The organism is Candidatus Neomarinimicrobiota bacterium, from assembly GCA_030743815.1.
GTDB lineage: Bacteria > Fidelibacterota > Marinisomatia > Marinisomatales > S15-B10 > UBA2146.
In genome coordinates this window covers 24,602-50,347 of sequence record JASLRT010000014.1, presented here as the reverse complement: position 1 = coordinate 50,347, position 25,746 = coordinate 24,602, and the positions used below count along the sequence as shown (strand labels likewise).

The window sequence follows — 25,746 nt, the reverse complement described above, 5'->3', positions numbered from 1 at the left end:
TTGAATGGGTTGGGATAGTTCTGATAGAGTGCGAAAAATTCCGGTAGCGGAACGCTGTCACGGCCGCCTTCATCAATAGCTACAGCTTGTGGAGGAGCGGAATACAAGCCGCTGTTGGTTGCGTCGCCGTGGAACATGCTCCATTGGTTTTGGTCAGGATAGCCTGAGGTCTCGATCATGTACAGCTTAAAGTCATCAGGCGACCAGATGATTTCGTTCAGTCCATCGCCATCCATATCACCGGCTGCGGCACTGGGAACGATGGCCGCTCCCAGCGAGACAGGCCACCCTTGAGCGATGGTACCATCGAATCTAAAGGCGTACAGTTTTCTATCATCGGCACCTACCACGATCTCCGCACCGGCGGTGCCATCCACATCCGCAATGATGGGCGAGGCCGGCAAGTCTACATTCTCAATGGGAAAGCCGGCGACGACAGAGCCATCTCCACGCCAGGCTGTCACGCCTCTGATGGTTGCCACCACCACTTCCACGCGACCGTCTCCGTCCAGATCACCGACAGCCGGCGACGGCGTTACCATATTGTGTGACGCAATACTGATCACCCTCACGTCTTTTCCGTTCTCCCATCCTGCCACATCTGTCCCGTCGGTCTCGATGGCGTAAACCGTGTTTTCCTCCGAGACTGCCACGATTTCCAATTGACCGTCGTCATCCAGGTCCGCAAGTGCGGGGGAGGCGGAGAACGGCCCCGGCCCCTCGAATATCAAAGCGCTGTCGAGACCAGCGTGTCCCCATACATAGATGGCACCAATTCTCTCTGAACGGTTTCCACCGCATGCGACGATTTCGAATTCTGGATCATCGTCAAGATTGCCAACGGCCACTGTCGCGTAGAGCTGTCCTCTTCTGGAACCGTAGCCAGCCACTTTGGGCCAGCCTGACTTCAGAGTGCCGTCATGCTCCCAGACGTGAACCGCGCCGTTCTGATCCATGGCGATAACTTCCAGCGCTTCATCTGAGTCGACGTTAGCCAGTACGGGGGAAGCGAGGACGGCGGTTGTGGTAAGGTGGGGGGTAGGCCAGCCCGGAACCGGATCGGGGTGACCGTCGCCGTCGGAATCCTGAAGACGCCACGCGTAGACCGTTTCCGGAACAGACGCACCGCGTGCCGTCACCACTACGTCAAGAATTCCGTCATTTTCCAGATCACCCACGGCGGGACTGCCCCAGATGCTCGCGCCTGCCTGGGCAAATTCATTCAGCGTTGAAGAGTCGTCGTCCCAGTCGAACGTTTCTGAACCGTCGTGATTGAAGACATACAGTTTACCACCCAGGGTGCCCATGACGATTTCCATATCGCCGTCTGCGTTGAGATCAGCCAGCGTCGCACCTCCCCTCACCAACGTACTCACCGGAATAGGCCAGCCTTGAGAAATTGTCTTCTCTGTCCAGGTTGTCACCGTCTCAGAGAGAGGACTTTGATTCCCCGAAGAATCGACCGCTGACACTTTGTGATAATACAGCTGGTCACGGGAGAGACCGGAATCTTCATAGGTTGCACTGCCCCTGATGGGGTAATCAGTGATCCTGGTGAACGGCCCGGCGAATGAACCGCTTCGATAGACATGGTAACCGGCCAGATCGTCCTCTGGGCCCGGATTCCAGAAAAGGGTGATGCCCGTTTTTTGAGGCTCGAAACCCAGTCCTGCTGGCGGCGCCGGAGCAACTGCATCAATCTGATAGATCTGAGTCTTGCCGTAGAAATCCGTTAGGGTCATTTCAAACATTACCTGTGACAGGTCGTCCGCTCTCAATCTGAAGGTGCCGTCTCTGGCATCGCCGGACTGAATGTCGCCGAAGTTGTGGTTCTTATCCTGAATCTCAGCCTTGCCGCTGACAATGTTCAGAGTTGCTGAGACAGCTCTCGCCACGCCGCTGCCTTCATTGTGCAATCCAACCGTACAGAGGTAGAAGGGCGCTTCGCCCGAAAACTGGGTGGAAATATGACGCACATCGGCGCTGGCCACCTCAACTGACAGCGAATCGCCCCATGCGCCATCCTCATTGGTCATCGCGAGCGAAAACGGAATCACGATTCCATCGGTGGATGCTGGGCTGACGACTATCTCGAAGCCGGCGTAAGCTGTGTCATCGGGTGCGATGGAGACCTGTATCAGCGACGTGTCAGAGTTCAGAGATACATGAGGGAAGGTAGTGCTCACGACCGCACGAATGGGTGGATTCGCATCGGCCTCCCCGCCGTTGATAATGACCGCCTCGAGGCGAACCTGTTCCCCGGCGTTCACAATTCCATCCCCGTTGCCATGCTCATCGTCATCTATGCTGTAGCCACTCCAGTAGAGATGGGATTCTTCGGTGGTCTGCACCTCGATCTGTCCAGTATGGGGCACGAAATTGTGAGCCGTAACGGTGAGGCTCACATGTCCCGTTGTGTTGGGAGCAATCGTTAATGTTGCCTCTCCTGTGTTGCTGGTAATAGTTGTGGCGTAAACTTCCGCCTCTTTGGTCAGACAGATCACTGCATCGGTGACAGGTACCGTTTCACCATTGACTGTGGTACTTACGCCAACTGAGACTTCGGATGTTCCTACCTCTATCGCCGAGGGCGCTGCGAGTGAGAGGGCGGAAGGAATTCTGGTGGCTATCGCCAGTTCAGGATCGCCCAAGAGGAGGTAACTGAGAAAGACCTGTTGCCGTACTCTTGTTTTGACGGTGGGAATGGCGGGAAGTTGGGAATTGACGAAAGTGGCCCCGAGGCGGCTGTCCTTTTCCTGGAAGACAAGTTTGAAGAATTCTTCATTCTGGACGACAGAGATGGATGGATAGTCGAGCCATGTGCTCCCGATGTATCCAACGCCGCCGCCCGATGGATTGAGGATGAAGTGTTCGGAGAAGGAATCTTCGTAACTGATATCATTGCTATTGCAGGTGATGCTGCAAAAAATGGAACAGTTGTTGCTGTTGGTCAGAGCTTCCATATCGGTGTATTCCAAAGCCTCTCCGGGTGGGCCGGCAAGAAGCCGATAAGCGTTTCCGTGGCTGACGTTCAAGATGAGATTTTGTCCTTCGTTCAAGGCAGATAGGGTAGCATCTCTGTTCTGGTTTCCGTCACTCTCGTATAGCTTGGTCTTGACAAGTCCCTCCTGGTTCACCTGTGAATCGACCCGTTCACAGTAGTCTTTGCCGTCTTCGGCGCCAAGTTTTTCTCCCAGATAGAGGAGTTTGTTCTGATGCTCGCCAAGACCGTGCTCATACGCCAGAGTTTTGTTCACGAAGTATTCCGCCTCCTCCAGCGTTTCCACAGGTGCTCTTCCCAGGAACAGATCGGCGTAGAGGTCAACCTCATCACTGGGATACTCGCCCCAGAAACTGTCTCCGTCTGCATTCCAGTTCCCATCGAGCGCAGCGTAATACTGATCGCTGATGGCGGTCTCCCCCGCCTGCAGCCTTACGTACCGGACAGGAATTACGCTCACATCGCCTCCCAGAAGTACCCACATCACGCCCCACTTTTGATACGCTTCCGTGAGGAAGTAGCGAAGTGTCTCAGCATCATCGGCTCCATGGGGAGCGACGGCTTTGATCTCGCTCATTGTCTTGACCACAGCCGGTACACCTTTAGCGGTCTTCCAGTCGCTCAGCAATTCGAACGCTGGCTTCATCTCATCATTGGTGATAATCAGATAATCGACCGCGCTTCCTTCAAGGGAGGGAAGCGGTTCCGGCTGGAAACCGCCGACTCGTTCTTTCGCAATGGAGAGATCCACCTGTACGGAACTGGGGGGAGTGTAGATCAAGTGATCGTTACTGTTCTGGATTGCGCCTCTCACGATGTTTTCAAAACGTGATCGGCTCGCGCGAGACTGTCGCAGGGGGCCCGATGCGGCCGGGGATCCGTCAACATAATCGATGGCGAATGAGATACTCGTGTGAAGAATAAGTCTATGTTCGGCCGGTATGTACTGGAGAGGGTATACGAGTAGGCTGACTATGTGGTAGCCCCTCATGTTTCCGCTTGCGGTCAGCTGAACCGACTGCGACGGATAGGGATGATCCGTACCATAAATGCCGGGATCGGGAGTTGTGAAAGGAAGCTGTTCCTGTGGTTTGCTGGGGTGCTGGACCGGATAAACGTCGAATCGGTTCTTCAGTTCGACACTTTCGCTGGAAACAGTCCTGACGCCTTCAACCACCGCATCGGGCGGCAGAAGAATCGACATGGTCAAAACGGGCAATTGTGGAGACCCGACTTCTGCTGAGGCGAGACATCCCTTCATCTGAGGGAGATCGTAATCTTCCTTTTTCAGGATAGTCAGATCGGTGCGGCTGAATGAGACGGTATGCAGGGCCGTGGAGGCGGAGAGATAGTCCGGAGCCATCGCCAAAAGGGAAGTTAAGCTTGCGAAGAATACCGCCGAATTCATCTGTTGCCTCAATAACATTGTTAAAGTTAGACATTGAGTGCTCCACGAGCGAGGAGTTTAGGCGGTTGGAGGGGGGGCTGAACTAGATCGGTCTATAGGATTCAGGTTTTCGGAAAGGAAAGGGATAGACGGCCGCCGCCGCAACTGGGGACGGGTTTTGTCAGTCCGTGTTATTTCTTGCTACTCTGTATAATGAACATCTAAATTTCCTTGCTATTCTGAGCTTGAAATAGACTATGTTTGAAGAACTACAAGACAGGTTTGGTGCAATAGTCCGCAACCTTCGCGGTCTCGGCAAGATAACGGAAAAGAACGTCAGCGAAACAGGACGCGAGATTCGCAAGGCGCTTTTGGAATCAGACGTTCACTACACGATAGCCAAGGAGTTTGTCCAGAAGGTGACGGAAAAGGCCAAAGGGACGTCTGTCACCAATTCTGTTGTGCCGGGGCAGCAGTTTGTCAAGATTGTTCGTGATGAGCTTGCGGGGCTCTTGGGCCAGCACAACGAACCGCTCCGATTCGCCAACAAACCTCCGACGGTGATCTTGATGGCAGGACTTCAGGGATCGGGCAAGACAACTACTGCGGCCAAGCTGGCGAGTTATATGAAGAAGGCGGGGAAGAAACCTTACCTGGTGGCGGCGGATGTCTACCGTCCTGCGGCTATTGAACAGCTTGAAATTCTCGGCGGTGAGATTGACGTTCCTGTTTGGAGCCAGGGTCATCAAGATCCTGTTAGAATCTGCAAAGACGGAATTCTGAAAGCGAGTAATGAGAAGTACGATGTTGTTATTCTCGATACCGCCGGCCGACTGCATGTGGATAGTGAAATGATGGAAGAAATTGTTACTATTGCTGAAGCGACTGGACCGACAGAAGTTCTTTTCGTCGCTGACGGAATGTCGGGGCAGGATGCCGTCAATTCAGCTCAGGCATTTTCCGCCGCCCTTGAGATTAGCGGCACAATTCTTACCAAAATGGATGGCGACGCCAGGGGTGGAGCCGCCGTTTCCATCACCGCAATGACCAAAGTTCCCATTAAATTCATCGGCACGAGTGAGAAGATGAGCGGGCTTGAGCCGTTCCATCCGCAGCGGATGGCTGATAGAATCCTCGGTATGGGAGATGTGGTGAGCCTCGTCGAGAAGGCTGAAGAGGCTATAGACAAAGATGAAGCGGCAAAGATGGCCGAAAAACTGCGCAAGGCCAGTTTTACCCTGGAGGATTTTCAGTCTCAAATGACACAGATGAAGAAGATGGGATCTATGAGCGAGCTGATGGGTATGATCCCGGGCATGGGTAAAATGATGAAAGGTGCCGTGCTCGATGAGCGGCAGCTTGTCTGGACTGATGCCATCATCAATTCTATGACGCCGAAAGAACGGCAACATCCAGAGATCATCGATGGAGGTCGTCGCAAGCGGATTGCCGTGGGCAGCGGCAGGCCCATACAGGATGTCAATCGACTGTTAAAAGAATTTCAACAGATGAAAAAGATGATGAAGAGTCTATCTAAACAGCAACCGAACCGGCAGGCGGTAAACCAGTTTGCCGGAATATTAAACTGAAGGAGTAAACAGTGGCTACACGGATAAGAATGAAACGGATGGGAAGACGGAACCGACCCTTTTTCAGGGTAATCGTGATAGACTCCCGCCGGCAAAGGGACGGCGCCGCCATCGAGGAGGTGGGGTGGTACGACCCCATCAAGACCGAAGATAATTTCTCCCTCAAAGATGACCGCCTGATTCATTGGCTGCAACAAGGTGCACAGCCTTCCGATACCGTGAAGAATCTGATGAAGAAGTCTGGATTGTCCTATCGCTGGCATCTGATGAAACAGGGGTTAGATGAGAAAGCTATCGATCACGAAATCCAGAAATGGTCGCTGGATAGGGATGAGCGACTTAAGAAGAAAGCTGAAGAGAGGGCGAAGGCAAAAGCAGAAGCCAAGGAGAAGGCGGAAGCGGAAGCCAAGGTAAAAGCAGAGGCTAAGGCTGAGTCTGAGGCTAAGGAAGAACCGAAAGAGGAAGTTGAGGCTGTAACTGAGCCGGAAGAGGAGGTTAAGGCTGAGTCTGAGGCTAAGGAAGAACCAAAAGAGAAAGTTGAGGCTAAGGCTGAGGAGAAGGTAGAACCTGAAGCTGAGGTAGAAGAAGAGCCCGAGACAAAGGAAGAAAAGAAGGTCGAGACTCAGGAAGGGGCCGAAGTCGAAAAAGAAGAAGAGACAGAAGAAGAACTGGCGACTCAGGGGGAAGCTGGAGCAGAGGAAGAAAAACCAGATGGGGAAACTGATACGGAAGAGCCGGTAGAAACTGAAGCTGAGGCAAAGCCGGAAGAAAAAGCTGAGGAGGGTGAAGTAGTGGAAGAAGCTACTGAGCCGGAAGAGACGGTTGAGGTTGAAACTAAGGCCGATGAAGAAGCCGAAGCGGAGGTTGAGGCTAAGGCTGAAGAAAAGTTAGAACCTGAAGCTGAGGCAGAAGAAGAACCGGAAGAGGAAGCTGCGACAGATGAAAAAGAAACTGAGGTAAAGAATGAGGAAGAAGAGGCAGAGCCGGAAGAGGTAACTGAAGTCGAGGAAGAGGTAGAAGCCGAAACTGAGGCTGAGGATAAGGCGGAGGCTGTAATTGAGCCGGAAGAGAAAGCTGAGGTTGAGGAAAAAGTTGAAGTTGAGGAAGTTGAGGAACAGGAGATAGAGGCCAAAGAGGAAAAAGAGAAAGCGAAGAAAAAGAAAGAGTCTAAAAAGAAGACAGATAGTTGAGATGGATCAGTCGGAATCAAGTGACTGAGTAAGGAGCTTGGCATGGAAGATCTCATAGAGCGGATTGTGAAGGAATTGGTGGATAAACCAGATGAAGTTACAGTAACACTAGTGGAGAGCGAACGAACCATTATTTATGAATTGCGCGTTGGCGATGGTGATCTGGGTAAGGTTATCGGTAAGCGCGGCAGAACGGCAGGTGCTCTCCGAACTTTTATATCAGCCATCAGCGCCAAGGGGGGCGGCAAGCGCGCGCTGCTGGAAATCGTAGAGTAGAAATCTCCTTAAGAAGTATACGAGAGATGAACCAGATATATATTTTGACACCTTTCCCCAAAATGGTAGAAGCCATCATTGGGGAGAGTATCCTTCGCCGCGCCGGTGAGAAGGGCATCGTGGCATATCATACTGTTGATATCAGGGAATACACTGAAGGTAAATACCGGCAGATCGATGATTATCCTTTTGGTGGCGGTACGGGCATGGTGATGATGGCGGAACCGATACTGAAGGCGATGGATCATGTGCGCTCTGATTATAAAGGTAAAGGTGCCCTAAGAATAATCTTTCCAACACCCCAGGGTGAGATCCTGACCCAGGAAAAAGCTTGGGATCTTTCCAGGGAGGAAGCTTTGGTATTCATCTGCGGACACTATAAAGGGATGGATGAACGGATCAGGGAGATGGAAGTCACTGACGAGATATCCATTGGTGATTATGTGGTGACAGGCGGTGAACTCCCCGCCATGGTAATACTTGATTCGGTAGTAAGACTGATCCCGGAAGTTTTGGGAGATCACGATTCTGCTACCAGCGATTCCTTCACCCATCAGCTTCTGGATCATCCCCATTATACGCGGCCGGAAAAGGTAAGAGGAGCGAAGGTGCCGGATGTTCTATTGAGTGGTCATCACGCCAGGATTGAAGAGTGGCGTAAAGCCAAGAGAGAGGCAAAAACGAAAAAGAGTCGTCCTGATCTCTGGAAACGATATCAGGAAGAGATTTCGAAGTGAGGTAGAAAAATGGTTCAGGCACACGAATTATCGCAAGATCAGGAAAGAAGTGATATCCCACATTTTCGCGCCGGCGACACGGTTGCCGTAAGTGTAAAAATCGTTGAAGGCGGAAGAGAGAGGACTCAACGCTTTGAAGGTGTTGTCCTTTCGAAAAAAGGGAGTGGAACAAATTCTACTTTTACCATCAGAAGAATCGCATCCAATGTAGGTGTTGAAACAATCTTTCCACTCCACTCGCCTAACATCGAAAGCGTTAATGTTGTTCGTCGCGGGAAGGTCAGGCGGGCCAAACTCTATTATCTGAGAAAGCTCAAAGGCAAAGCTGCCAGGATCAAGGAGCGGCGCTAGCAGATTCTTCTGGACTGCCCCCAACAGATCGAACCAGCTTCAGGCCTGGTAACTCCTCTTTCAACTTGCCGGGCCGCGCCACGCTCGTCACAGCTTCAAGCTGATGTTTTCAAGTGATTCCAAGATCCTCCTCCTCCTGACAGGGTTGAGTCATTTTACCGTTCACAGCGCGATGCTCATCTTTCCGGCTATCATGAGCCTGCTGATGAAAGAGTTTGAAGTCAACCTCAGTACTCTGGGATGGGTTTATATGATCTCGAATTTCATGTTCGGACTTGGTGCTATCCCTGCAGGATGGATTGAGCGGAAGATTGGCGGCCGGAAACTACTTCTTATTTATCTGCTGGGTGCCGCAGCATCTGGAATCATGGTCGTAATTTCGCGAGATCTGACGACATTGACAGTTGCCCTCATGATGCTAGGACTGTTCTGCTCCATCTATCATCCCGCCGGACTCACCCTCATTTCGCGTAGAATTCGTCAGACAAGCAGGGCCATGGGATATCACGGGATTGCCGGTAGTGCAGGCCTTGCGGCGGGTCCTCTGCTGGCGGCGTGGCTGGCTATAAATATTTCGTGGCGCTGGGCCTACGGCTCGCTCGCGCTGTTCTGTCTCGCCCTCGCAGCTGTAACTGCGATCGTGATTCCCACAAGGAAAACAGCCGTCCATGAAGAAAACGTCGTTCATGACGGTCCCACCAGGATACTCCCGCTTTTCATGTATTACATCATTGCGGTACTCATCGGGCTCACCTTCTACGGCTTTTCTACCTATATGCCTATCCATTTCAGCGAAAACCTGGAAGGGGTATTCGAAGGTCTTGACGGTGTTGTAAAAGGGGGCTTCTTCGCTACCCTCGTACTCGTTGCCGGTATCCCGGGACAGCTCCTTGGTGGAAGGTGGGGTGATAGATTTGACAAGGTGCGTCTGGTGCAGTTGATCGCCATTGCCCACATTCCGCTGCTCATTGCGTTCGGAATGAACAACAGCGGAATTATGATTCTGAGTGGCATCTTACTGGGTGTTGTTCATTTTATGATTCAACCAATCGGGAATTCTCTTATCGCCAGTTTCACTTCCGATACCTCCCGCGGCCTCGGCTACGGCATCTCATTCTTCCTTAGCTTCGGAATCGGATCGCTCGCGTCCGGATTCGGCGGGAACCTCGCTGTGAAATACGGTGTTTCAATGGTATTTCCTTTCGTAGCGATACTGATGTTCATGGTATTCTTTGTGGCCCTCTTCTTGAGACGAGCAATTCGATAAAGTCAGCACGGATTCCCTTGCATTTCAATATGTCATCCTCTATCTTCGAAAAGTGAGGAATCTTAGTTGAAGCTGCATGACATCCCTTCTGTTAACTCGATTCTCGAGTCACTTTCCTGTGAAGAGATTGATCTTCCTCGGGGCTATATTTCCGATATTGTGAGAAGAGAACTGACTCTCCTTAGAAACATGGCCAGAAATGGTAAACCGCTGCCTGATAAGCAGGCTGTACTGGAGTTGGTTAGGCAAGCGGTAGCGGAGGCCTCTGTATCCGGTTTCTGCCAAGTCATCAATGGGACGGGAATAGTCCTTCACACCGGCCTGGGGCGGGCGCCGCTGTCAAAGAAGTTCCTTTCAAAAGTTGCCGGAGATGCGGCCGGGTACACTGCTCTAGAGGTCGACCTTGCCACCGGTAAACGGGGTGAGAGGCTTCATCACATTGAGCCACTCCTCTCGTCTTTGACCGGAGCAGAGTCGGTGCTCGTGGTGAATAACAACGCCGCCGCTGTTCTCTTGGCTCTGAACAGCCTCGCCGAAAGGAAGGAAGTGATTATATCGAGAGGACAGATGGTCGAAATCGGCGGCTCTTTCCGGATTCCTGAAGTTGTAGCCAAGAGCGGAGCACGACTGGTAGAAATCGGCACCACTAACCGTACCCATTTTCGTGATTATGAGAAAAGTGTTTCCAAAGATACGGGTGCAATTCTTGTTGTTCATACAAGTAATTACCGTGTCCTTGGATTCACTAATGAGGTAGCCACATCTGAGCTGTCGGTACTGGCACGCAAGAAACGCGTACCACTTATCGTAGACCTCGGCAGCGGCGCTCTCTTTGATCTTCAAGGGGTGGGATTGCCCGCTGAACCGGTGGCAGTCCAAATGGTAAAACAGGGTGCTGATCTGATCACATTTTCAGGGGATAAGCTTCTGGGAGGTCCTCAAGCCGGTGTCATCGCCGGGAGAAAAAGTCTGATTGTAAAGCTGCACAGAAATCCGCTCTACCGCGCACTACGGTGCGATAAAATGACTCTACTCTTGCTTGAGCAGACGATGCATACTTTTCGTGATATGTCTGTCACGAAAGACAATCTCACTTTTTCACTGTTGACAACTGCGTCAAAGACGTTGAGGCGGCGCGGCAACAAGCTGCTTACGAATCTCAGCAGGAAGACCGTCAATCGATTAGGTATCGAACTTGTGGAAACCGAAGTGGAAGCCGGCAGTGGATCACTGCCCACTGAGACACTCGACAGTGTTGCGCTCAAGTTCAATAAGACAGAAGTTAAGCCTTCCCATCTTGCGCGTCGCTTCCGCCAATCCGAGCCGCCCGTTCTGGGATACATTTCAGGAAACCGATTCTTTATCGATCTGAAGGCGGTCCTGCCAGATCACTATTCTAAATTGAAGACTGTGCTGGAGAAGGTGGCGCGTGGAGATAGTGGGTTATGAAGCAGGTGGTCATCGGCACGGCGGGACATATCGATCACGGCAAGACGGCTCTGGTGGAGGCGCTGACAGGCATGAATACGGATCACCTGCCGGCAGAGCAGGAACGGGGTATGACTATTGATCTCGGTTTCGCTTTCCTGAGCGATGACATCACGATCATCGATGTGCCGGGACATGAGCGATTCATCCGCAATATGATGGCGGGTGTCACTACTGTTGATATCGCCCTCGTAACCGTCGCCGCCGATGACGGCATCATGCCTCAGACAAAAGAACATCTGGACATCCTGAAGCTTCTAGGTGTGAAGTCCGGCTGTATCGCCATCACAAAAGTCGATCTGGCGCAGGATACTGACTGGCTCGATCTTCTGGAGGAAGATGTTCGCGACTACGTCAAAGGTTCCTTTCTGGCGGCGGCGCCGATTGTCAGAGTCTCCACCGTAACCGGGGACGGTGTTGAGGAACTGAGGCAGGTTCTGCTGGATCTGTCAGGCGATGTGGTCGAAAAAGCGGACCGGGGATTCTTTCGCCTATTTATAGACAGGGCATTTGCCATGAAAGGGTTCGGAACAGTCGTTACCGGGACGGTAGTGAGTGGTTCAGCCGCCACGGGAGATGAACTGGAGATACTGCCGGCGCAGATGAAAGTGAAGATTCGGGGACTCCAGTCCCACGGTAACGAAGTTGCCAGCGTCTCACTGGGAGACCGGGCAGCTCTCAATCTGAGCGGAGGTGACAAAGAAAAAATCTACCGCGGTTCACAGGTTGTAGCGAAAGAGTTCATGCACCCTTCTAGCGAGATTGGTGTGATGCTCAAAGTTCTCGACAGGAGTGAAAGAAGTATCAAACATGAACAGCGGGTTCGTGTTCACGTGGGAACTGATGAGGTAATGGGTCGAGTCTATCTGGCTGACAAATCCGGTAAGAAGAAGTTGAAGCCGGGGGAGGAGTCTGCAGCTCTCATAAGACTGGAAAAGAGTGTGGCTGTAGCGGTGGATGATCCTGTCATAATCAGGTTTTACTCACCGGCAGTGACCATCGGCGGGGGCACCGTCATCGATCCCGCGGCACCGATGAAGTGGAAGGAAGCCAGGCAGTGGCTCACACTTCTCAAGGGTGAAAATGAACAGCAGAGATTGGTACTCTTCCTTGGAGCTTCAATGAAAAGGCCGTTAAGCTTGAAACAGTGGGCAGCAAAGTGGCAAATCTCATGTGAGCATCTCGAGGTATTACTTTCGGGCTTGGAGGTGGAAAGGTTCGGAGCGCCTGATGATCCGTTCATCTTACTGTGCTCTGATAGCGAATCGCTGGCTGAAGATTACAGACGCGTGTTGCAGACGTCGCATAAACAGCGCCTTTACCGCAAGGGGATTCCGAAAGAAGAACTGCGGCAACAGCTTAAATTGAGCCAAACCGCTTTTAACTTTTTAACAGAACAACTCGTTTCTGATGGAGAGGTTGGACTAGCGCAGGGGCTTGTCTCACTGAAAGGATTTCACATTGAACTGAGTGATAAGGACAAGGAACTGGCTGAAAGGGTGGAGGTTAAGCTTCGCCGGTCGAATCTTACACCGCCGAACGTATCCGATCTTGCCTCCTTACTGGAGGTTTCCTCTAGCGATTTGCTGCCCATTCTACATGTCTTGAAGGATCAGGATCGAGTTGATGAGGTAAACAGGGATCTCTGGTACCACAGGGATAACCTGGTGAAACTAGAACAGAAGGTACGCGATTTTTTCCGCTCGGCGGCACTCCTTCCGGTGAACGATTTCAAATCCATTACGCATACAACTCGGAAGCATGCCATCCCACTGCTGGAATATCTGGATGAGCACCAGATAACGCAGAGAGAAGGTGATCACAGGATATTGAACTCATGAGTGCGGCGGCCAAAAAGAGAGGAAAATCTTCAGCAGACGGTATGACGCCCCTCATGCGACAGTATTACGATGTCAAACGGCAGCATCCGGAAAGTTTGCTTCTTTTCAGGATGGGGGACTTTTATGAAACCTTCGATGATGACGCCAGAGTGACCGCGAAGGTTCTGGGAATAACTTTAACCAAGCGGGCTAACGGCGCCGCCAAAGAAGTCCCCCTTGCCGGTTTTCCTCACCACACCCTCGATAGCTACCTGCCTCGGCTAGTCGATTCAGGAATCAGGGTGGCCATCTGTGAACAGGTTGAAGATCCGAAAACGGCCAAGGGGATCGTAAAGCGCGAGGTAGTGGAAGTCGTAACGCCCGGCACCGCTATTCACGATGAAAAGGAAGGGCGGAAATCGAACACGTTTCTGGGGGCGGTGAAGTACGGTTCTGACCGCGTCGGCTTTGCCATGCTTGATCACTCTACGGGGGAATTTTTTGTGGGAGAATGTGGTGAGGAAAATGTGGCCGAAAATCTCGTCCGTTTCTCACCGCGGGAGATCATAGTCTCCGATAGTGACAGCATTACAGCTTCCCAATGGTTTCAAAAGATGAAGCCGTTTCTTTCGCAGATGGATGAATGGGCGTTTGATGAGAAAGTTTGCCGCGAAGCTCTCCATGCTCACTTTAAGGTGAAATCTCTCAAAGGATTCGGATGTGATAACATGACAGCAGGCGTTTCGGCCGCCGGTGTTATCCTGCGCTATGTTGAGCAAAACATTCAGAGCAGCCTGCGCCATATCACCAAACTTACACCCCTGCGCGATGGCGAACGGATGGGTCTAGATGATTTTACAGTCAGGAATCTGGAGGTCTTCACCTCCCTTTTGACCCAGGGGACTCACGGGACACTTATCAGCATTCTGGACGAAACAATTACTGGCGGAGGCGGCCGGCTCCTGCGGCACAGACTGAAAAATCCTTCACTGGATCGAAACAGGATCGAGAGGTGGCTCAGTGGCGTGGAAGGGTTTTTCAATGATGAAACTTTGCGCAGTGATGTGAGGCGGATTCTTAGTAATTGTTCCGATGTCGAGCGCCTTACAGGTAAGCTCAGCCGGGGGCGGGCTACGCCGCGAGATGTGTTCGGTTTGAAATCGACCCTGAAACTGATGCCCGTTATAGCAGATCTGTTGCTGGCAGCTGAGAACAGTTCGTTAAAGAGTATCGCGGAAAATTTCGCTGATTTAAGCGACGCTGTTGCCAAAATTGATGACATTCTGGAAGATACACCTCCGATGCTCCTGTCTCATGGGGGCGTCATCAGAAAAGGTGTTGATGGAGAGCTTGACGAATTGAGATCCATTTCCAGTGGAGGCAAAAGCTGGATAGCCGGACTTGAACAAACGGAAAAGGAGAAGACCGGTATTCCGTCTCTTAAAATCGGCTACAATAAGGTGTTCGGCTATTATCTCGAAATTACGAAGACCCATCTGGCCAAAGTTCCTGAGGACTATATCCGTAAGCAGACGCTGGTCAATGCTGAACGGTTCGTTACGCCGGAGCTGAAGGAGTATGAAGAAAAGATCCTGAGTGCGGATGAGAGAATTCAAAGAATAGAGGCGCGCATATTCGATGAACTCATGCTGGCGATACTGACCTTTTCATCGTCCATCCAGCACAATGCTCATCTGCTGAGCCAGGTTGATCTCTACGCTGCCCTGGCGGAAGTAGCACTGTCACACCGCTGGACGAAGCCGGAGCTGGTTGAAGAGCCGACTATGAAGCTTATTGAATCCCGACATCCCGTAGTGGAATCACTGTTGCCGGTAGGGGAAAAGTTCATCGCCAACGACCTTACGCTGGAAGCAAGCTCCGATCAGATTCTGCTGATTACGGGACCCAATATGGCGGGCAAATCGACCTATTTGCGGCAGATAGGACTTACCGTTCTTCTGGCTCAATGCGGGAGTTTCGTTCCGGCGCAGAAGGCAAGAATCGGCATTGTCGATCGCCTCTTTACTCGCGTCGGCGCCAGTGACAATCTGGCCGGCGGTGAATCGACTTTCATGGTGGAAATGACAGAAGCAGCCAATATCCTCAATAACGCTACTCCGAGGAGCCTGATCCTGTTTGATGAAATCGGTAGGGGTACCGCTACCTACGATGGCCTCTCCCTGGCATGGGCCATTACGGAATATCTTCACAATACGCCTGAGGCAGCGTCAAGAACTGTTTTTGCGACGCACTACCACGAACTGACTGAGCTGGAAACGATGCTCGAAAGGGTGGTCAACTACAATGTGGCGGTAAAAGAGTTTGGCGATCATATCGTATTTCTGCGCAAGATTGTACCCGGTCCGTGTGATAAGAGTTACGGCATCCATGTCGCCCTGATGGCTGGACTACCGCAGAAGGTGATAGGCAGAGCTTCCGAAATACTGACCGGTCTCATCCAGCACAGGACGCCGGAAAAAACGGAAACGACACACGCAGCAGAGTCGAAAGATCAGTTGGATTTCTTCTCAAAAAAGGAATCAGAATTTAGCAAAACCCTGGCGCAGCTGGATGTGAATCAGATGACTCCTCTGGAAGCGCTGAAGAAACTCGATGAACTGAAATCGAAGTATGGACTTTAACAGTAAAATCAAACGGGTGACATTTCTAATCCTGGTCACCGTTGTTATGATGCTCCATGGTGGCAGCCTCAGGGCGGAGTCCATCTGGATCAAGTACGGAAATCAGGTTTATCAGGGTGCAGGAGATGCTAAGTCCATCGGGCTCAGCGGGTCGGAGGTCGCATCCGCCACAGGTCCTCTCTCCATTCTGTGGAATCCGGCAAGGCTGTTTGCCGAACACGAAAAGTCGCTTGTTTATGCTCATCAGGAAAGATTCTCAGGTTCCGTTATTTTTGATGTTATAGCATTTGATTTAAAGCAAGACTTGGAGTCAAAATGGTCATTAGTACTGATTCGCGATGCGGTTCAGGATATTCCAAATACTCTGGATGCACTTCTCTACAATACAGGCTCTCTTGATGATCCCAGTGAACGGATTATCGCTTCTGATGTCACCTTTTTCAATCAGGTGCAGTGGGCCGGCGCTGTCGGATTTGCCACTACGCGATGGCAGTGGAATGTGGGCGGCGCGGCCAAGCTTTTGATGCATCAGCTGGGTGACCATACCGGTTACGGCGTCGGTTTTGATGTGGGGGCATACAACAGTTTCATGCCAAACAATACGGTGGGAATTTCACTGCGGGATGCATCCACTTCGTGGATCGTCTGGGATTCCGGTACGGTGGAACGCGTCGCTCCGCGGATCGTCATCGGTGATGTACATGTCTTTCCTGTGGAGAGCGCCGAGATGGAGGTGAAGGCCATGCTCACCGCCGATCTGAATCTTGGCGGGCGATCCGGCAGTGATGACTTCTCAGTGGGCAATATTGGTGCTCATTTGAGAGCTGGAGTTGAAATCGATTACAAGGACAGTTTCCATCTTAGAGCAGGAAGGAATCCCGTTTCACGATATTCAATCGGCTTGGGATTCGCTCTCCCTTTTGGTCACCTCGATTACGCCTTCACCCCGTCGCCCCTCGGTAGTATCCTCGGCACCAGTCACTATCTCTCTTTGAATGTAAGACTCGGATACCTAGATTCCCTGAGAGAGAAGAGCGAGAATTGAGTGTGGATAACTTCTTAATTATCCGAATGTTATATGCGTTGATTGATCTTGTCTGAAACAAATTTCTACACTAAAATTGCTAACTTTATCCAGGACTTTCTGAATGATTAAAAGTATGACAGGGTTCGGCTCTGCTTCGGTCACCATCGGACGCACAGTCGTATCGACAGAAGTGAGGGCCGTGAACAGCCGTTTCGTAGACTTCAAGGCCAGGTTACCAAAGGAGTTGAACTACCTTCAGGATGAAATCCGCCGCACGGTACAGGATGTCTGTGTGCGGGGGTCGGTGACGGTGACTGTCAATCTTGAAACTGAAAATCCGTCTGCTAACGGAGGTTTCAGTTTTGATCGCAAGCGGTTCGAACAGTATGCTTCAATCCTCGACACCATTGAAAAGGAGTACCAGCGCAAAATCGACTTGGGGAAAGTTATCGATCTGAATGAACTGATCGCAACTAAGCCGGCTGAACGGATTGATGGAGATGCGGTCATGGGGAGTGTGAAGCAGGCTCTTAGAACATTGGTGGAAATGAGAGTTTCGGAAGGCAAGATTCTGGCGCGCGATATGAAGAAGAGAATCGATCAGTTGATCGGTACACTTGATGAGATCAAGTCTCTGGCTGACCAGTCGATGGAAAAAGTAAAGGAGAGTTATAAAAACAGACTATTAGAGTTGGTTCGGGATATTGAACTTGACGATTCACGCCTGCTTCAGGAGGCAGCCGTTCTTGCGGAGAAAGCTGATGTTTCCGAAGAGTGTGTTCGTTTGGATAGTCATCTTGCTCAGTTGGAAAAGCTTGTCGAATCTGAACTGTCTGTTGGAAAGAGAATGAATTTTCTCTTGCAGGAGATTAACAGAGAGATCAACACCATAGGAGCAAAGACGAGTGAACTTGAAATCACCCAGCGAGTGATCGATATGAAAGAAAAAGGGGAACAGATCAAAGAGCAGGTACAGAATGTCCTATGAATGGCTGTCTCGTCGTAATCTCGGCGCCGTCAGGCGCAGGAAAAACAACTATCTGTCGTGAACTTCAGAAAGAGAGACCCGATTGGATTTTCTCTGTATCCTGCACCACCCGTCCGAAAAGGGAATACGAAAAAGACGGATATGACTATGAGTTTATATCACAGAAAAAGTTTGATCAGATGGTAAAGGCGGGTGGTCTGGTTGAATATGAGGAAGTGCACGGTTATATGTACGGCACAAAACGCGACAGTGTGGAGAAGGCGATTGAGAACGGTGATGTTCTTCTACTGGAAGTTGATGTGAAGGGGGGGGTTGCAATCAAGGAGGCCTATCCCGAGAAAGCGATCTCTTTTTTTATAAGGCCGCCAAGTAAGGAAGAGCTCAAGAGAAGGCTCAGGAAGAGAGGAGTAGATTCTGAGGCGAGGATTACAAAAAGACTCGAACGGATGGAGATGGAAATGGCATTTGAGGATCAGTACGATTCCTCAGTGGTAAATGACGATGTTTCAGAAACGATAAATACGATTCTAGGTAAATTGTCTAATTGGAAAAATGGAGGAACGAAGAATGGCAATTAAGACAATCCCGTTAAGGGAGATAGAAGAAAGGACTGAAGACATGTATGAAGCTACGCTTGTGATGGCTAAGCGGGCGCGTCAGATCATTGGCGACCGGGCAGCGGAGGAAAAGATGGAGGTTTACGAAGAAGAACTGCCTCTGCTTGGAGAGCCACAGTTGTCAGAGGATTATGAGGAAAAAGAGAAAGCGACTACTGTTGCCGTTGAGGAATTCCTTAAAGAAGAACTTCAATGGAGCTATCCTGAGCCCGATGAGGAATGAGAGTCTGAATCTTAATGATTGAGGATTCATCGACAGCTGGTTTGGCGCAGCGCTATTTCAGGCAGACGCGGGAGATGTATGGCGATACGGTGTATACCGATCAAAGTTTCCTCGCTGATTTTCCCAAGACGAATGAATCTCTGGATGAGTTTGAACAGGAGATCAATCAGTGTATGCGGTGCGCTTTGGGAGAGACGCGGATAAAGTTTGTTTTCGGTGTAGGCGATCCGCATTCAGATATCGTCTTTGTGGGCGAGGCACCGGGGAGAGAAGAAGATCGGCAGGGAGAACCATTTGTCGGCAGAGCCGGAAAGTTGCTGGATAAGATACTAGCGGCTATTCATATGAACCGCAATCAGGTATACATCTGTAATGTTCTCAAATGCCGTCCACCTGACAACCGGACTCCCTCCGCTGATGAGATCGCCACATGTATGCCTTACCTTGAGCAGCAGTTGAGCATTATCGATCCTAAACTGATCGTAGCCCTGGGTGCCACCGCGGCACACTCACTTCTCTCTGTGAGAGCATCACTGGCTCAACTTAGATCAAAGCTCTGGAAATGGAACGGCTATGATATGGTGATTACTTACCATCCGGCAGCACTCCTGCGAAATCCCAATTATAAACGTCCGGCCTGGGAAGACTTCCAGTGGATACAGAGAATGCTTCAGGATTGATCATGGCGAGAGAGACATCTGAACTGGAACTCCACGTACCACCGCAGGCGATAGAGGCTGAACAGGCTGTTCTGGGTGCTATGCTCTCCTCTAAGGAAGCCGTAAGTCGAGCCATGGAGATTCTTGCTCCCGAAAGTTTTTACAAGGATGCTCACGCTAAGATATTCAAGTGCATGCTTAATCTGTTCAATTCCGGCGACCCCGTGGATGCCATCTCGGTTGTTGATAATCTGAAGAAGGGTAAAGATCTGGAAGCTGTAGGAGGCGCCTACTATATCACGGGGCTCTCAGAAAGTGTACCGACGACGGCGAACATTGATCATTACGCCAGAATCGTTCTTGAGAAAGCGAGTCTTCGCGGTCTGATCGATGCGGCAGCTGAACTTTCACAGCGAGCTTACAATGATCGAGAAAACATTGAGGAGCTGCTGGACACGGCCGAACAGAAGATATTTGCCATTTCTCAAAACCGTTTGCGAGGCGGATTCGAACAGCTGAATCCTGTCCTCCAGCAGGCTTTTGAAGAACTTGATCGCATCCACCAGAAGCCCGGTTCAGTTACTGGTGTTCCTTCGGGTCTCATGGATCTGGATGAGTTGACCTCAGGATTTCAGGATTCTGAGCTAATCGTTGTGGCGGGACGTCCCGGCATGGGTAAGACCTCTCTGGCGATGACCATTGGCAGGAACGCTGCGGTGGACCATGGCATCCCTGTGGGAATTTTCAGTCTGGAGATGTCTAACAATCAGCTCGCACTGAGGCTTCTTTGTGCGGAAGCTCGCGTGGACAGTCACCTTGTGCGGACCGGAAAGCTTCCCAAGCAGCAGTGGAAGAATCTCTCTCTGTCAGTAGGAACACTGGCGGAGGCGCCCATCTATCTTGATGATACTCCGGCCATAGGAATTACAGAAATACGGGCGAAGTCTCGCCGCTTGAAGGCTGAGAAAGACGTAAAACTGATCATCATCGATTATCTTCAGCTTATGCGCGGGCCGTACGGTTCGGAGAGCCGGCAACAGGAAATTTCCACCATTTCCCGTTCCCTTAAGTCCCTTGCCAAAGAAATCGAGGTGCCCGTCATTGCCTTGTCTCAGCTGTCACGAGCACCGGAAAGCCGCAGCGATCACCGGCCGCAACTTTCAGATCTGCGTGAAAGCGGCGCCATTGAACAGGACGCAGATGTTGTCATGTTTCTATACCGGCAATGGATGTATACCAGGGATGAAGAGGATCGTCGCAAAGCTCAGATCCTGCTGGCAAAACAGCGTAACGGCCCAACGGGCACTGTGGAGACGATCTTCGTCGATCGCTATGCCAAATTTGAGAGTGCCACCATCTTCGAAGAAGAGGGCACAGAAGTACCATTTTAGTGAAGATCGCCGATCTAATCCCCACAGTTACCGGCTCATATCCCAAAGAATTCCTCGATTTGGTTAACCTCCTCAGCCGGAACGGCAAGGCACCGGGTGACGAGGTTACCGATCAGCTCTGGCACGCCTACCAGTTTAGTAAAGAAAAACACACCGGCCAGTTGAGGCAGTCTGGCAAACCTTACTTCGAACACTGTTACTCTGTAGCTCGTTCGCTCGCTGAATGGCAGATGGATCACGCCACGATCATGGGAGGGATTTTACACGACTGCCTCGAAGATACGGCTACCAGCTATGACGACGTTATGGAGGAATTCGGCCACGAAGTTAGCGATCTGGTGGACGGAGTAACCAAACTTGGAGATATCAAGTTTAGTAGCCGCAAGGAAAAACAGGCTGAAAACCTCATGAAGATGCTCCTTTCCATGACAAAGGATATCCGCGTTATCATTATAAAGTTTGCCGATCGCCTCCACAATATGAGTACGATTTCCCATCTGCCGCTCATCAAGCAGAGACGGATTGCGGTGGAAACAAGAGATGTCTATTCACCTCTGGCTCATCGCCTCGGCATGTTTGCTGTTAAAAGTGAACTGGATGATCTTGTGTTAAAGATGATAGAACCAGATAATTACAGGAAGATTGGTAAAGCGCTTAAATCTACTGGCGGATACAGAAAAAAATTCATCAAAGAGGTAAGCGATTCTCTGGAAGAAGAACTCAGGAATTATGGTATTGCTTACACGGTTATGGGTCGGCTGAAGTCTTATACATCCATCTATAAGAAAATGGTTGCTCGTGATAAGCCGCTTGAGGGGATTTATGACATCTTTGCTATCCGCATTATTGTGCAAGATGTTGCCGCCTGCTATACAGTGCTGGGAATAATTCATCAACTCTACACGCCCGTTCATGAAAGGTTCAAAGATTTTATTGCTACACCTAAAAATAATGGATATCAGTCGCTTCATACAACGGTGATTGGTCCGTTGGGGAAAATGGTTGAAATCCAGATCAGGACTGAGGAGATGAATAGAACAGCTGAGATTGGCGTTGCGGCTCACTGGAAATATAAAGAGACCCGTGACAAAGACGACGGTCTGGACAAACAGGTGCAGTGGCTGAGAGATCTAGTCGGTATTCTGCAGGATGAATCGGCTGATCCGAAAGAGTTTATGAAGCTCCTGCAAATTGATCTATTTCCGGATGAAGTCTATGTCTTTACCCCGGCTGGGGATCTGTTTCAGTTGCCTGCTGGTTCAACCCCTATCGACTTCGCTTACAATGTTCATACCGAGGTAGGTCACCGCTGTCTAAGCGCAAAAGTTGATGGGAGAATTGTTCCGCTGAACACAGAGCTGAAAAGCGGACAGACTGTGGAAATCATTACCTCAGATTCACAGTCGCCTAGTTACGCCTGGCTGAAGTTTATCCGAACGAGCAAAGCAAGAACGGCGATTCTTCGCTGGTACAGGAAAATTCGGAGAGACGAAAGTAAGAAACTGGGGAAGGAGATTCTTGAAAAGACTCTACGAAGGTTGAAAATGATGAGTACAGCCAAGGAGATCAAGAAATCTCCTGAAAAAACAGGATTCAGCAGTGAGGAAGAGCTGTACATAGCGCTGGGGACAGGCCAAGTGACTGTTCGAGAGGTGATGCGCGAGTTTTCACCTGAAGTTAGTGATGAACAGATCGAGAAGGTGCGGGATGAGAAGAATTCTTTTCTAGACATTGCCAGGCGTTCGGTTAAGGGCGTGCGTGTGCAAGGAATCGAAAATGTTCTGATTAAATTTAGCAAATGTTGTAATCCGATCCCCGGCGATGAAATTGTAGGGTTTGTGACCAAAGGGAGAGGTGTCACAATCCACCGTTCTCACTGCGAAAGCCTGCCTATCATGGATGAATTTCAAGACAGATTTCTCGAAGTAGAGTGGGATGTGGGACGGAAGGAAGAATTTCTTTCCCGCATCAAGATTCTAGCAGAGGACAGGAAAGGTTATTTGAAGGATATTACTGAAGCAATTTCTGGACTGAATATCAACATTACAAGTATCGACCTCAAGGTGAAGGACGAGATTGCTACCTGTCATATAGTTATCCAGGTATATAATCTGAAGCGCCTCAATCTGGCATTACGAAAGATAAATGATGTGGAAGGAACTATAACCTTAGAGAGAGGATAATCATGGAAGAACAAAAAAGCTATACGAAGAAGGACATCTCGAAGAGAGTAGCATCCAGGCTCAATATGAGTGTAAATCAGACTCACGGTGTTATCAGTGAAGCGTTTACAGTAATGCGGGAGATGATGTCTGAAGATCGACTGAATACCCGGATTGAGATAAGGAACTTCGGGACTCTTACAGTGAAACCTGCACGCGCCAAACCGCGCGCTCGTAACCCTCGGACAAATGAAGAGATATACGTTCCGGCTCATAGAAAGTCTCATTTCCGACCGGGGAAATTGCTGAAGTCTGTTTTGCACCAACCGATAGACTATTAGTTTTTGTTCTTGCGAAAAAACATGGCTCGAAGCGAATGGGAAGAATTCTCGGCATCGACTACGGTTCCCGACGGGTCGGGCTGGCACTGTCTGATCCCAGCGGCACCATCGCATCACCTCTGAGAGCAATCAAATATCAGACTATCGATGATTTGATAGCCCAACTCAAGTCACTGATGGGGGAATACCAGATCAACGGTATCGTGGTGGGATTTCCCATCGGCATGAAGGGTCAGAAAACGGAACAGACGAAAGCAGTTGAACTCTTCATCGATATCCTGAAAGACCGTTTTTCGGTCGCTGTCGAAATCGAAGACGAAAGGCTGACATCGGTGGAAGCGGTTCGATCACTGCAAGAGCAGGGATTTGAGCCGAGCCGGGAAAAAGGGTCTGTTGATGCAACCGCAGCGGCCATCTTCCTTCAAGCTTACCTGGATAGGAAATCATTTCGTGATTGAGACAATCCTGTCAGCTTCACGGTGGAAGTTGACCCTCCTGTCCGGTATTCTGATTGGACTCGCTTTTCCACCTCTGAAACTGGGATTCGTTGCATGGTTTGGTCTCGTTCCACTTCTGACTGTTTTCAGTCGTTCCAGTCCGACAGAGGGGATGCTCTTCGGATATCTCGCCGGAGTGGCCAGCAATCTCATTGCAGTCCATTGGCTCACCTTCAATGTCGGTGAGACTCTCCCCGTCGTCTTCGCCTCCATGGTTGCCGCCGTTGTCTATCTCTCCCTGTTCTGGAGTTTGATCGGTTTCTTGGTCACCCTTATTCATGTTCGAACAGGTAAAGGATTGCTCCTGGCCCCGTTCATCTGGACAGCGGTGGACTACGCAATGAATTTCGGTCCGCTGGGATTTCCGTGGGTATCGCCGGCAACAACTCAGGCCGACTACCTACCACTGATACAGATGGCTGAATTCACAGGTATTCACGGCATCACATTCTGGCTGGTACTCCTTAATGTACTCACTTTTCGCATCTGCAGATTTCCGGCGCGATTACGATTGCAGATGGGTAAAGGTACACTAGTTCTCCTGGTGTTACCGTGGCTTCTGGGCTACGGGTTAATAGCGAAGTGGCGTTCGGCGACGACGGATCCTCAGATCAGGATTGCTTTAGTACAGTCAAATGTAGGTCCTCATGAGAAGTGGGATCCAGAGAGGAGGAACTGGGTGTTCGATCATCTCGATTTGCTCTATAAGGTGGCAACTGAAACGGATCCCCAGCTGATCGTCTGGCCGGAGAGCGCAACACCGACCTATCTGAGCAAGAACCAGAAGCGTCTCCGTAGAGTGAAGAAACGTGTGATTGAAAGCGGAATCCCGCTCCTGACCGGTTCAATCGACTGGGGAAGAGAGGCCGGGGAGAGAGTTTCCTATAACAGCGCAATCATGATTGACGGTGGCGATTCCATCGCTACTTATCATAAGATTCAACTGGTACCGCTGGCTGAGTCCTCTCTCTTTCCTAAATGGGTCTCCTTTGCGGAAAAATTGAGTTTGGGGAATTTTACACCCGGGGATCGCCATACTCTATTTCATCTTGAAGACGTTCCCTTTGCAACGATTATCTGTTTTGAATCGGCGTTTCCCCGTCTGGTGAATAAGTTCGTTTCAGCTGGGGCCAGATTTCTCGTTGTGGTGGTGAATGACGGGTGGTATGGAAATACGGCCGAGCCGTATCAGCATGCGGCGCTGGCAAGAATAAGAGCGGTGGAACACCGTATGGCTGTGGCCAGGTGCGCCAATACGGGCATTTCAGCTTTTTATGACGCTTCCGGTCAAATGACTTCGCGACTGGAGGTAGGAGAAGAAGGTATTATCACCGCTGGTATTTCACCCCGTTCGGTATTAACCTTTTACGGCAGGCACGGCGATCTGTTTACACACTCCATTCTTGTGATTTTTGTTCTGCTTGGATTATGGTTTTGGCATCGAGAAAAATAGTCATCATTGCGCTAGCGCTCATCCTCACAGCTTCCACCGGCATCTATGCGCAATCCACGAATTATCAGGAGGTACCGTTGTCAAAATCAAAAGCGATGGTGCGCTCCCTTCTCCTTCCGGGACTGGGAGAGATGAGTGTGGGACAGAGCCGAACAGGCAAAATTTTTACCGGTATTGAAATCGGACTATGGTTGGCGCTGGCTGAGAGTTATTGGTCTCGTAATATGTATCAATCGAGACTCGAAGCATACGCCGCAGTTCATGCTGATATTTCTCTTGATGCAAGAGATGATACATTTCTGCTGAACGTGGGTAATTATATGAGTACGGAAGCTTATAATGAAACTAAGCAAAGAGAACGGTTGCCTGCAGATGTCTATCCGGATGAGGAAAACTTCACCTGGCGATGGGATAGTAATGAGAGCAGGGAAAAATACGGCACCTACTGGTCGCGGCGCAATCGAGCTGACGAAATCGCTCTTTTCGTCATGGGAGGTATGGTACTGAACAGGATCATTTCTGTTATTGATGTCAGCTACATTTTCGGCAATAAAGCAGAGGGTGTAGAGGTTTCTCTACTGCCTGTGACGAAAAACGGGACTGTGGGACTGGAGTTATATTTGGGATACGGCCTCTAAAT

The 25,746-nt window shown here is 50.4% G+C and carries 21 protein-coding genes; 20 read left to right on the top strand and 1 reads right to left on the bottom strand.

Annotated elements, in window-relative coordinates; translation table 11 throughout:
- Positions 1–4,409, bottom strand: a 4,409-nt coding sequence (locus QF669_01535) for a C25 family cysteine peptidase (protein MDP6456125.1), incomplete at its 3' end; no start/stop codon positions are given.
- Positions 4,410–4,645: 236 nt separating this feature from the next.
- Between QF669_01535 and ffh the strand changes: the two genes are divergently transcribed.
- The 20 genes from ffh (at position 4,646) to QF669_01435 (ending at position 25,744) form a co-directional block, all read left to right on the top strand.
- On the top strand, positions 4,646–5,977 hold the full coding sequence (gene ffh / locus QF669_01530) for a signal recognition particle protein (protein ID MDP6456124.1): 1,332 nt from the start codon (positions 4,646–4,648) through the stop codon (positions 5,975–5,977).
- 11 nt (positions 5,978–5,988) lie between these two features.
- Entirely contained in the window at positions 5,989–7,167 is a 1,179-nt protein-coding gene (rpsP, locus tag QF669_01525) for a 30S ribosomal protein S16 (GenBank protein MDP6456123.1), read from the top strand.
- A 42-nt stretch (positions 7,168–7,209) separates the two neighbouring features.
- Positions 7,210–7,443: a KH domain-containing protein gene (locus QF669_01520; protein MDP6456122.1), complete on the top strand. Its 234-nt coding sequence runs from the start codon at positions 7,210–7,212 to the stop codon at positions 7,441–7,443.
- 26 nt (positions 7,444–7,469) lie between these two features.
- Positions 7,470–8,180 (top strand): tRNA (guanosine(37)-N1)-methyltransferase TrmD, encoded by a 711-nt coding sequence (gene trmD / locus QF669_01515; GenBank protein MDP6456121.1) that lies wholly within the window; start codon positions 7,470–7,472, stop codon positions 8,178–8,180.
- A 9-nt stretch (positions 8,181–8,189) separates the two neighbouring features.
- The gene (gene rplS / locus QF669_01510; GenBank protein ID MDP6456120.1) at positions 8,190–8,531 is read left to right on the top strand and encodes a 50S ribosomal protein L19; all 342 of its coding nucleotides are present in this window, start codon (positions 8,190–8,192) and stop codon (positions 8,529–8,531) included.
- Positions 8,532–8,634: 103 nt separating this feature from the next.
- The gene (locus QF669_01505; protein ID MDP6456119.1) at positions 8,635–9,798 is read left to right on the top strand and encodes an MFS transporter; all 1,164 of its coding nucleotides are present in this window, start codon (positions 8,635–8,637) and stop codon (positions 9,796–9,798) included.
- 66 nt (positions 9,799–9,864) lie between these two features.
- Entirely contained in the window at positions 9,865–11,247 is a 1,383-nt protein-coding gene (gene selA / locus QF669_01500; protein ID MDP6456118.1) for an L-seryl-tRNA(Sec) selenium transferase, read from the top strand.
- Positions 11,244–13,127, top strand: a complete 1,884-nt coding sequence (selB, locus tag QF669_01495) for a selenocysteine-specific translation elongation factor (protein ID MDP6456117.1) — start codon at positions 11,244–11,246, stop codon at positions 13,125–13,127. Before selA ends, selB begins: the two co-directional genes overlap by 4 nt.
- Entirely contained in the window at positions 13,124–15,748 is a 2,625-nt protein-coding gene (mutS, locus tag QF669_01490; GenBank protein MDP6456116.1) for a DNA mismatch repair protein MutS, read from the top strand. Before selB ends, mutS begins: the two co-directional genes overlap by 4 nt.
- A gap of 16 nt (positions 15,749–15,764) precedes the next feature.
- The gene (locus QF669_01485) at positions 15,765–16,793 is read left to right on the top strand and encodes a hypothetical protein (protein MDP6456115.1); all 1,029 of its coding nucleotides are present in this window, start codon (positions 15,765–15,767) and stop codon (positions 16,791–16,793) included.
- Between the two features lie 103 nt (positions 16,794–16,896).
- Positions 16,897–17,763 carry a YicC/YloC family endoribonuclease gene (locus tag QF669_01480; protein ID MDP6456114.1) on the top strand — a complete coding sequence of 289 codons (867 nt, stop codon included), beginning with the start codon at positions 16,897–16,899 and terminating at the stop codon, positions 17,761–17,763.
- Positions 17,760–18,341: a guanylate kinase gene (gmk, locus tag QF669_01475; protein MDP6456113.1), complete on the top strand. Its 582-nt coding sequence runs from the start codon at positions 17,760–17,762 to the stop codon at positions 18,339–18,341. The genes QF669_01480 and gmk overlap by 4 nt, the downstream gene beginning before the upstream one ends.
- Entirely contained in the window at positions 18,331–18,603 is a 273-nt protein-coding gene (locus QF669_01470) for a DNA-directed RNA polymerase subunit omega (protein ID MDP6456112.1), read from the top strand. Before gmk ends, QF669_01470 begins: the two co-directional genes overlap by 11 nt.
- A 14-nt stretch (positions 18,604–18,617) precedes the next feature.
- On the top strand, positions 18,618–19,283 hold the full coding sequence (locus tag QF669_01465; protein ID MDP6456111.1) for a uracil-DNA glycosylase: 666 nt from the start codon (positions 18,618–18,620) through the stop codon (positions 19,281–19,283).
- A gap of 2 nt (positions 19,284–19,285) precedes the next feature.
- Complete coding sequence (gene dnaB, locus QF669_01460; protein MDP6456110.1) at positions 19,286–20,653, top strand: replicative DNA helicase; 1,368 nt, start codon at positions 19,286–19,288, stop codon at positions 20,651–20,653.
- On the top strand, positions 20,653–22,836 hold the full coding sequence (locus QF669_01455) for a bifunctional (p)ppGpp synthetase/guanosine-3',5'-bis(diphosphate) 3'-pyrophosphohydrolase (GenBank protein ID MDP6456109.1): 2,184 nt from the start codon (positions 20,653–20,655) through the stop codon (positions 22,834–22,836). The genes dnaB and QF669_01455 overlap by 1 nt, the downstream gene beginning before the upstream one ends.
- Positions 22,837–22,838: 2 nt before the next feature.
- Positions 22,839–23,156 carry an HU family DNA-binding protein gene (locus QF669_01450; GenBank protein MDP6456108.1) on the top strand — a complete coding sequence of 106 codons (318 nt, stop codon included), beginning with the start codon at positions 22,839–22,841 and terminating at the stop codon, positions 23,154–23,156.
- A gap of 35 nt (positions 23,157–23,191) precedes the next feature.
- Positions 23,192–23,614 (top strand): Holliday junction resolvase RuvX, encoded by a 423-nt coding sequence (ruvX, locus tag QF669_01445; GenBank protein MDP6456107.1) that lies wholly within the window; start codon positions 23,192–23,194, stop codon positions 23,612–23,614.
- On the top strand, positions 23,607–25,106 hold the full coding sequence (lnt, locus tag QF669_01440) for an apolipoprotein N-acyltransferase (GenBank protein MDP6456106.1): 1,500 nt from the start codon (positions 23,607–23,609) through the stop codon (positions 25,104–25,106). The genes ruvX and lnt overlap by 8 nt, the downstream gene beginning before the upstream one ends.
- Positions 25,088–25,744 (top strand): hypothetical protein, encoded by a 657-nt coding sequence (locus QF669_01435; protein MDP6456105.1) that lies wholly within the window; start codon positions 25,088–25,090, stop codon positions 25,742–25,744. The genes lnt and QF669_01435 overlap by 19 nt, the downstream gene beginning before the upstream one ends.
- Positions 25,745–25,746: the final 2 nt, after the last annotated feature.

Excerpts from the sequence above, each read along its gene's own strand:
- ffh (MDP6456124.1), top strand. The coding sequence starts at position 4,646 with ATGTTTGAAGAACTACAAGACAGGTTTGGTGCAATAGTCCGCAACCTT.
- QF669_01520 (MDP6456122.1), top strand. The coding sequence starts at position 7,210 with ATGGAAGATCTCATAGAGCGGATTGTGAAGGAATTGGTGGATAAACCA.
- trmD (MDP6456121.1), top strand. The coding sequence starts at position 7,470 with ATGAACCAGATATATATTTTGACACCTTTCCCCAAAATGGTAGAAGCC.
- rplS (MDP6456120.1), top strand. The coding sequence starts at position 8,190 with ATGGTTCAGGCACACGAATTATCGCAAGATCAGGAAAGAAGTGATATC.
- QF669_01505 (MDP6456119.1), top strand. The coding sequence starts at position 8,635 with ATGTTTTCAAGTGATTCCAAGATCCTCCTCCTCCTGACAGGGTTGAGT.
- selB (MDP6456117.1), top strand. The coding sequence starts at position 11,244 with ATGAAGCAGGTGGTCATCGGCACGGCGGGACATATCGATCACGGCAAG.
- mutS (MDP6456116.1), top strand. The coding sequence starts at position 13,124 with ATGAGTGCGGCGGCCAAAAAGAGAGGAAAATCTTCAGCAGACGGTATG.
- QF669_01480 (MDP6456114.1), top strand. The coding sequence starts at position 16,897 with ATGATTAAAAGTATGACAGGGTTCGGCTCTGCTTCGGTCACCATCGGA.
- gmk (MDP6456113.1), top strand. The coding sequence starts at position 17,760 with ATGAATGGCTGTCTCGTCGTAATCTCGGCGCCGTCAGGCGCAGGAAAA.
- QF669_01470 (MDP6456112.1), top strand. The coding sequence starts at position 18,331 with ATGGCAATTAAGACAATCCCGTTAAGGGAGATAGAAGAAAGGACTGAA.
- QF669_01465 (MDP6456111.1), top strand. The coding sequence starts at position 18,618 with ATGATTGAGGATTCATCGACAGCTGGTTTGGCGCAGCGCTATTTCAGG.
- dnaB (MDP6456110.1), top strand. The coding sequence starts at position 19,286 with ATGGCGAGAGAGACATCTGAACTGGAACTCCACGTACCACCGCAGGCG.
- QF669_01450 (MDP6456108.1), top strand. The coding sequence starts at position 22,839 with ATGGAAGAACAAAAAAGCTATACGAAGAAGGACATCTCGAAGAGAGTA.
- ruvX (MDP6456107.1), top strand. The coding sequence starts at position 23,192 with ATGGGAAGAATTCTCGGCATCGACTACGGTTCCCGACGGGTCGGGCTG.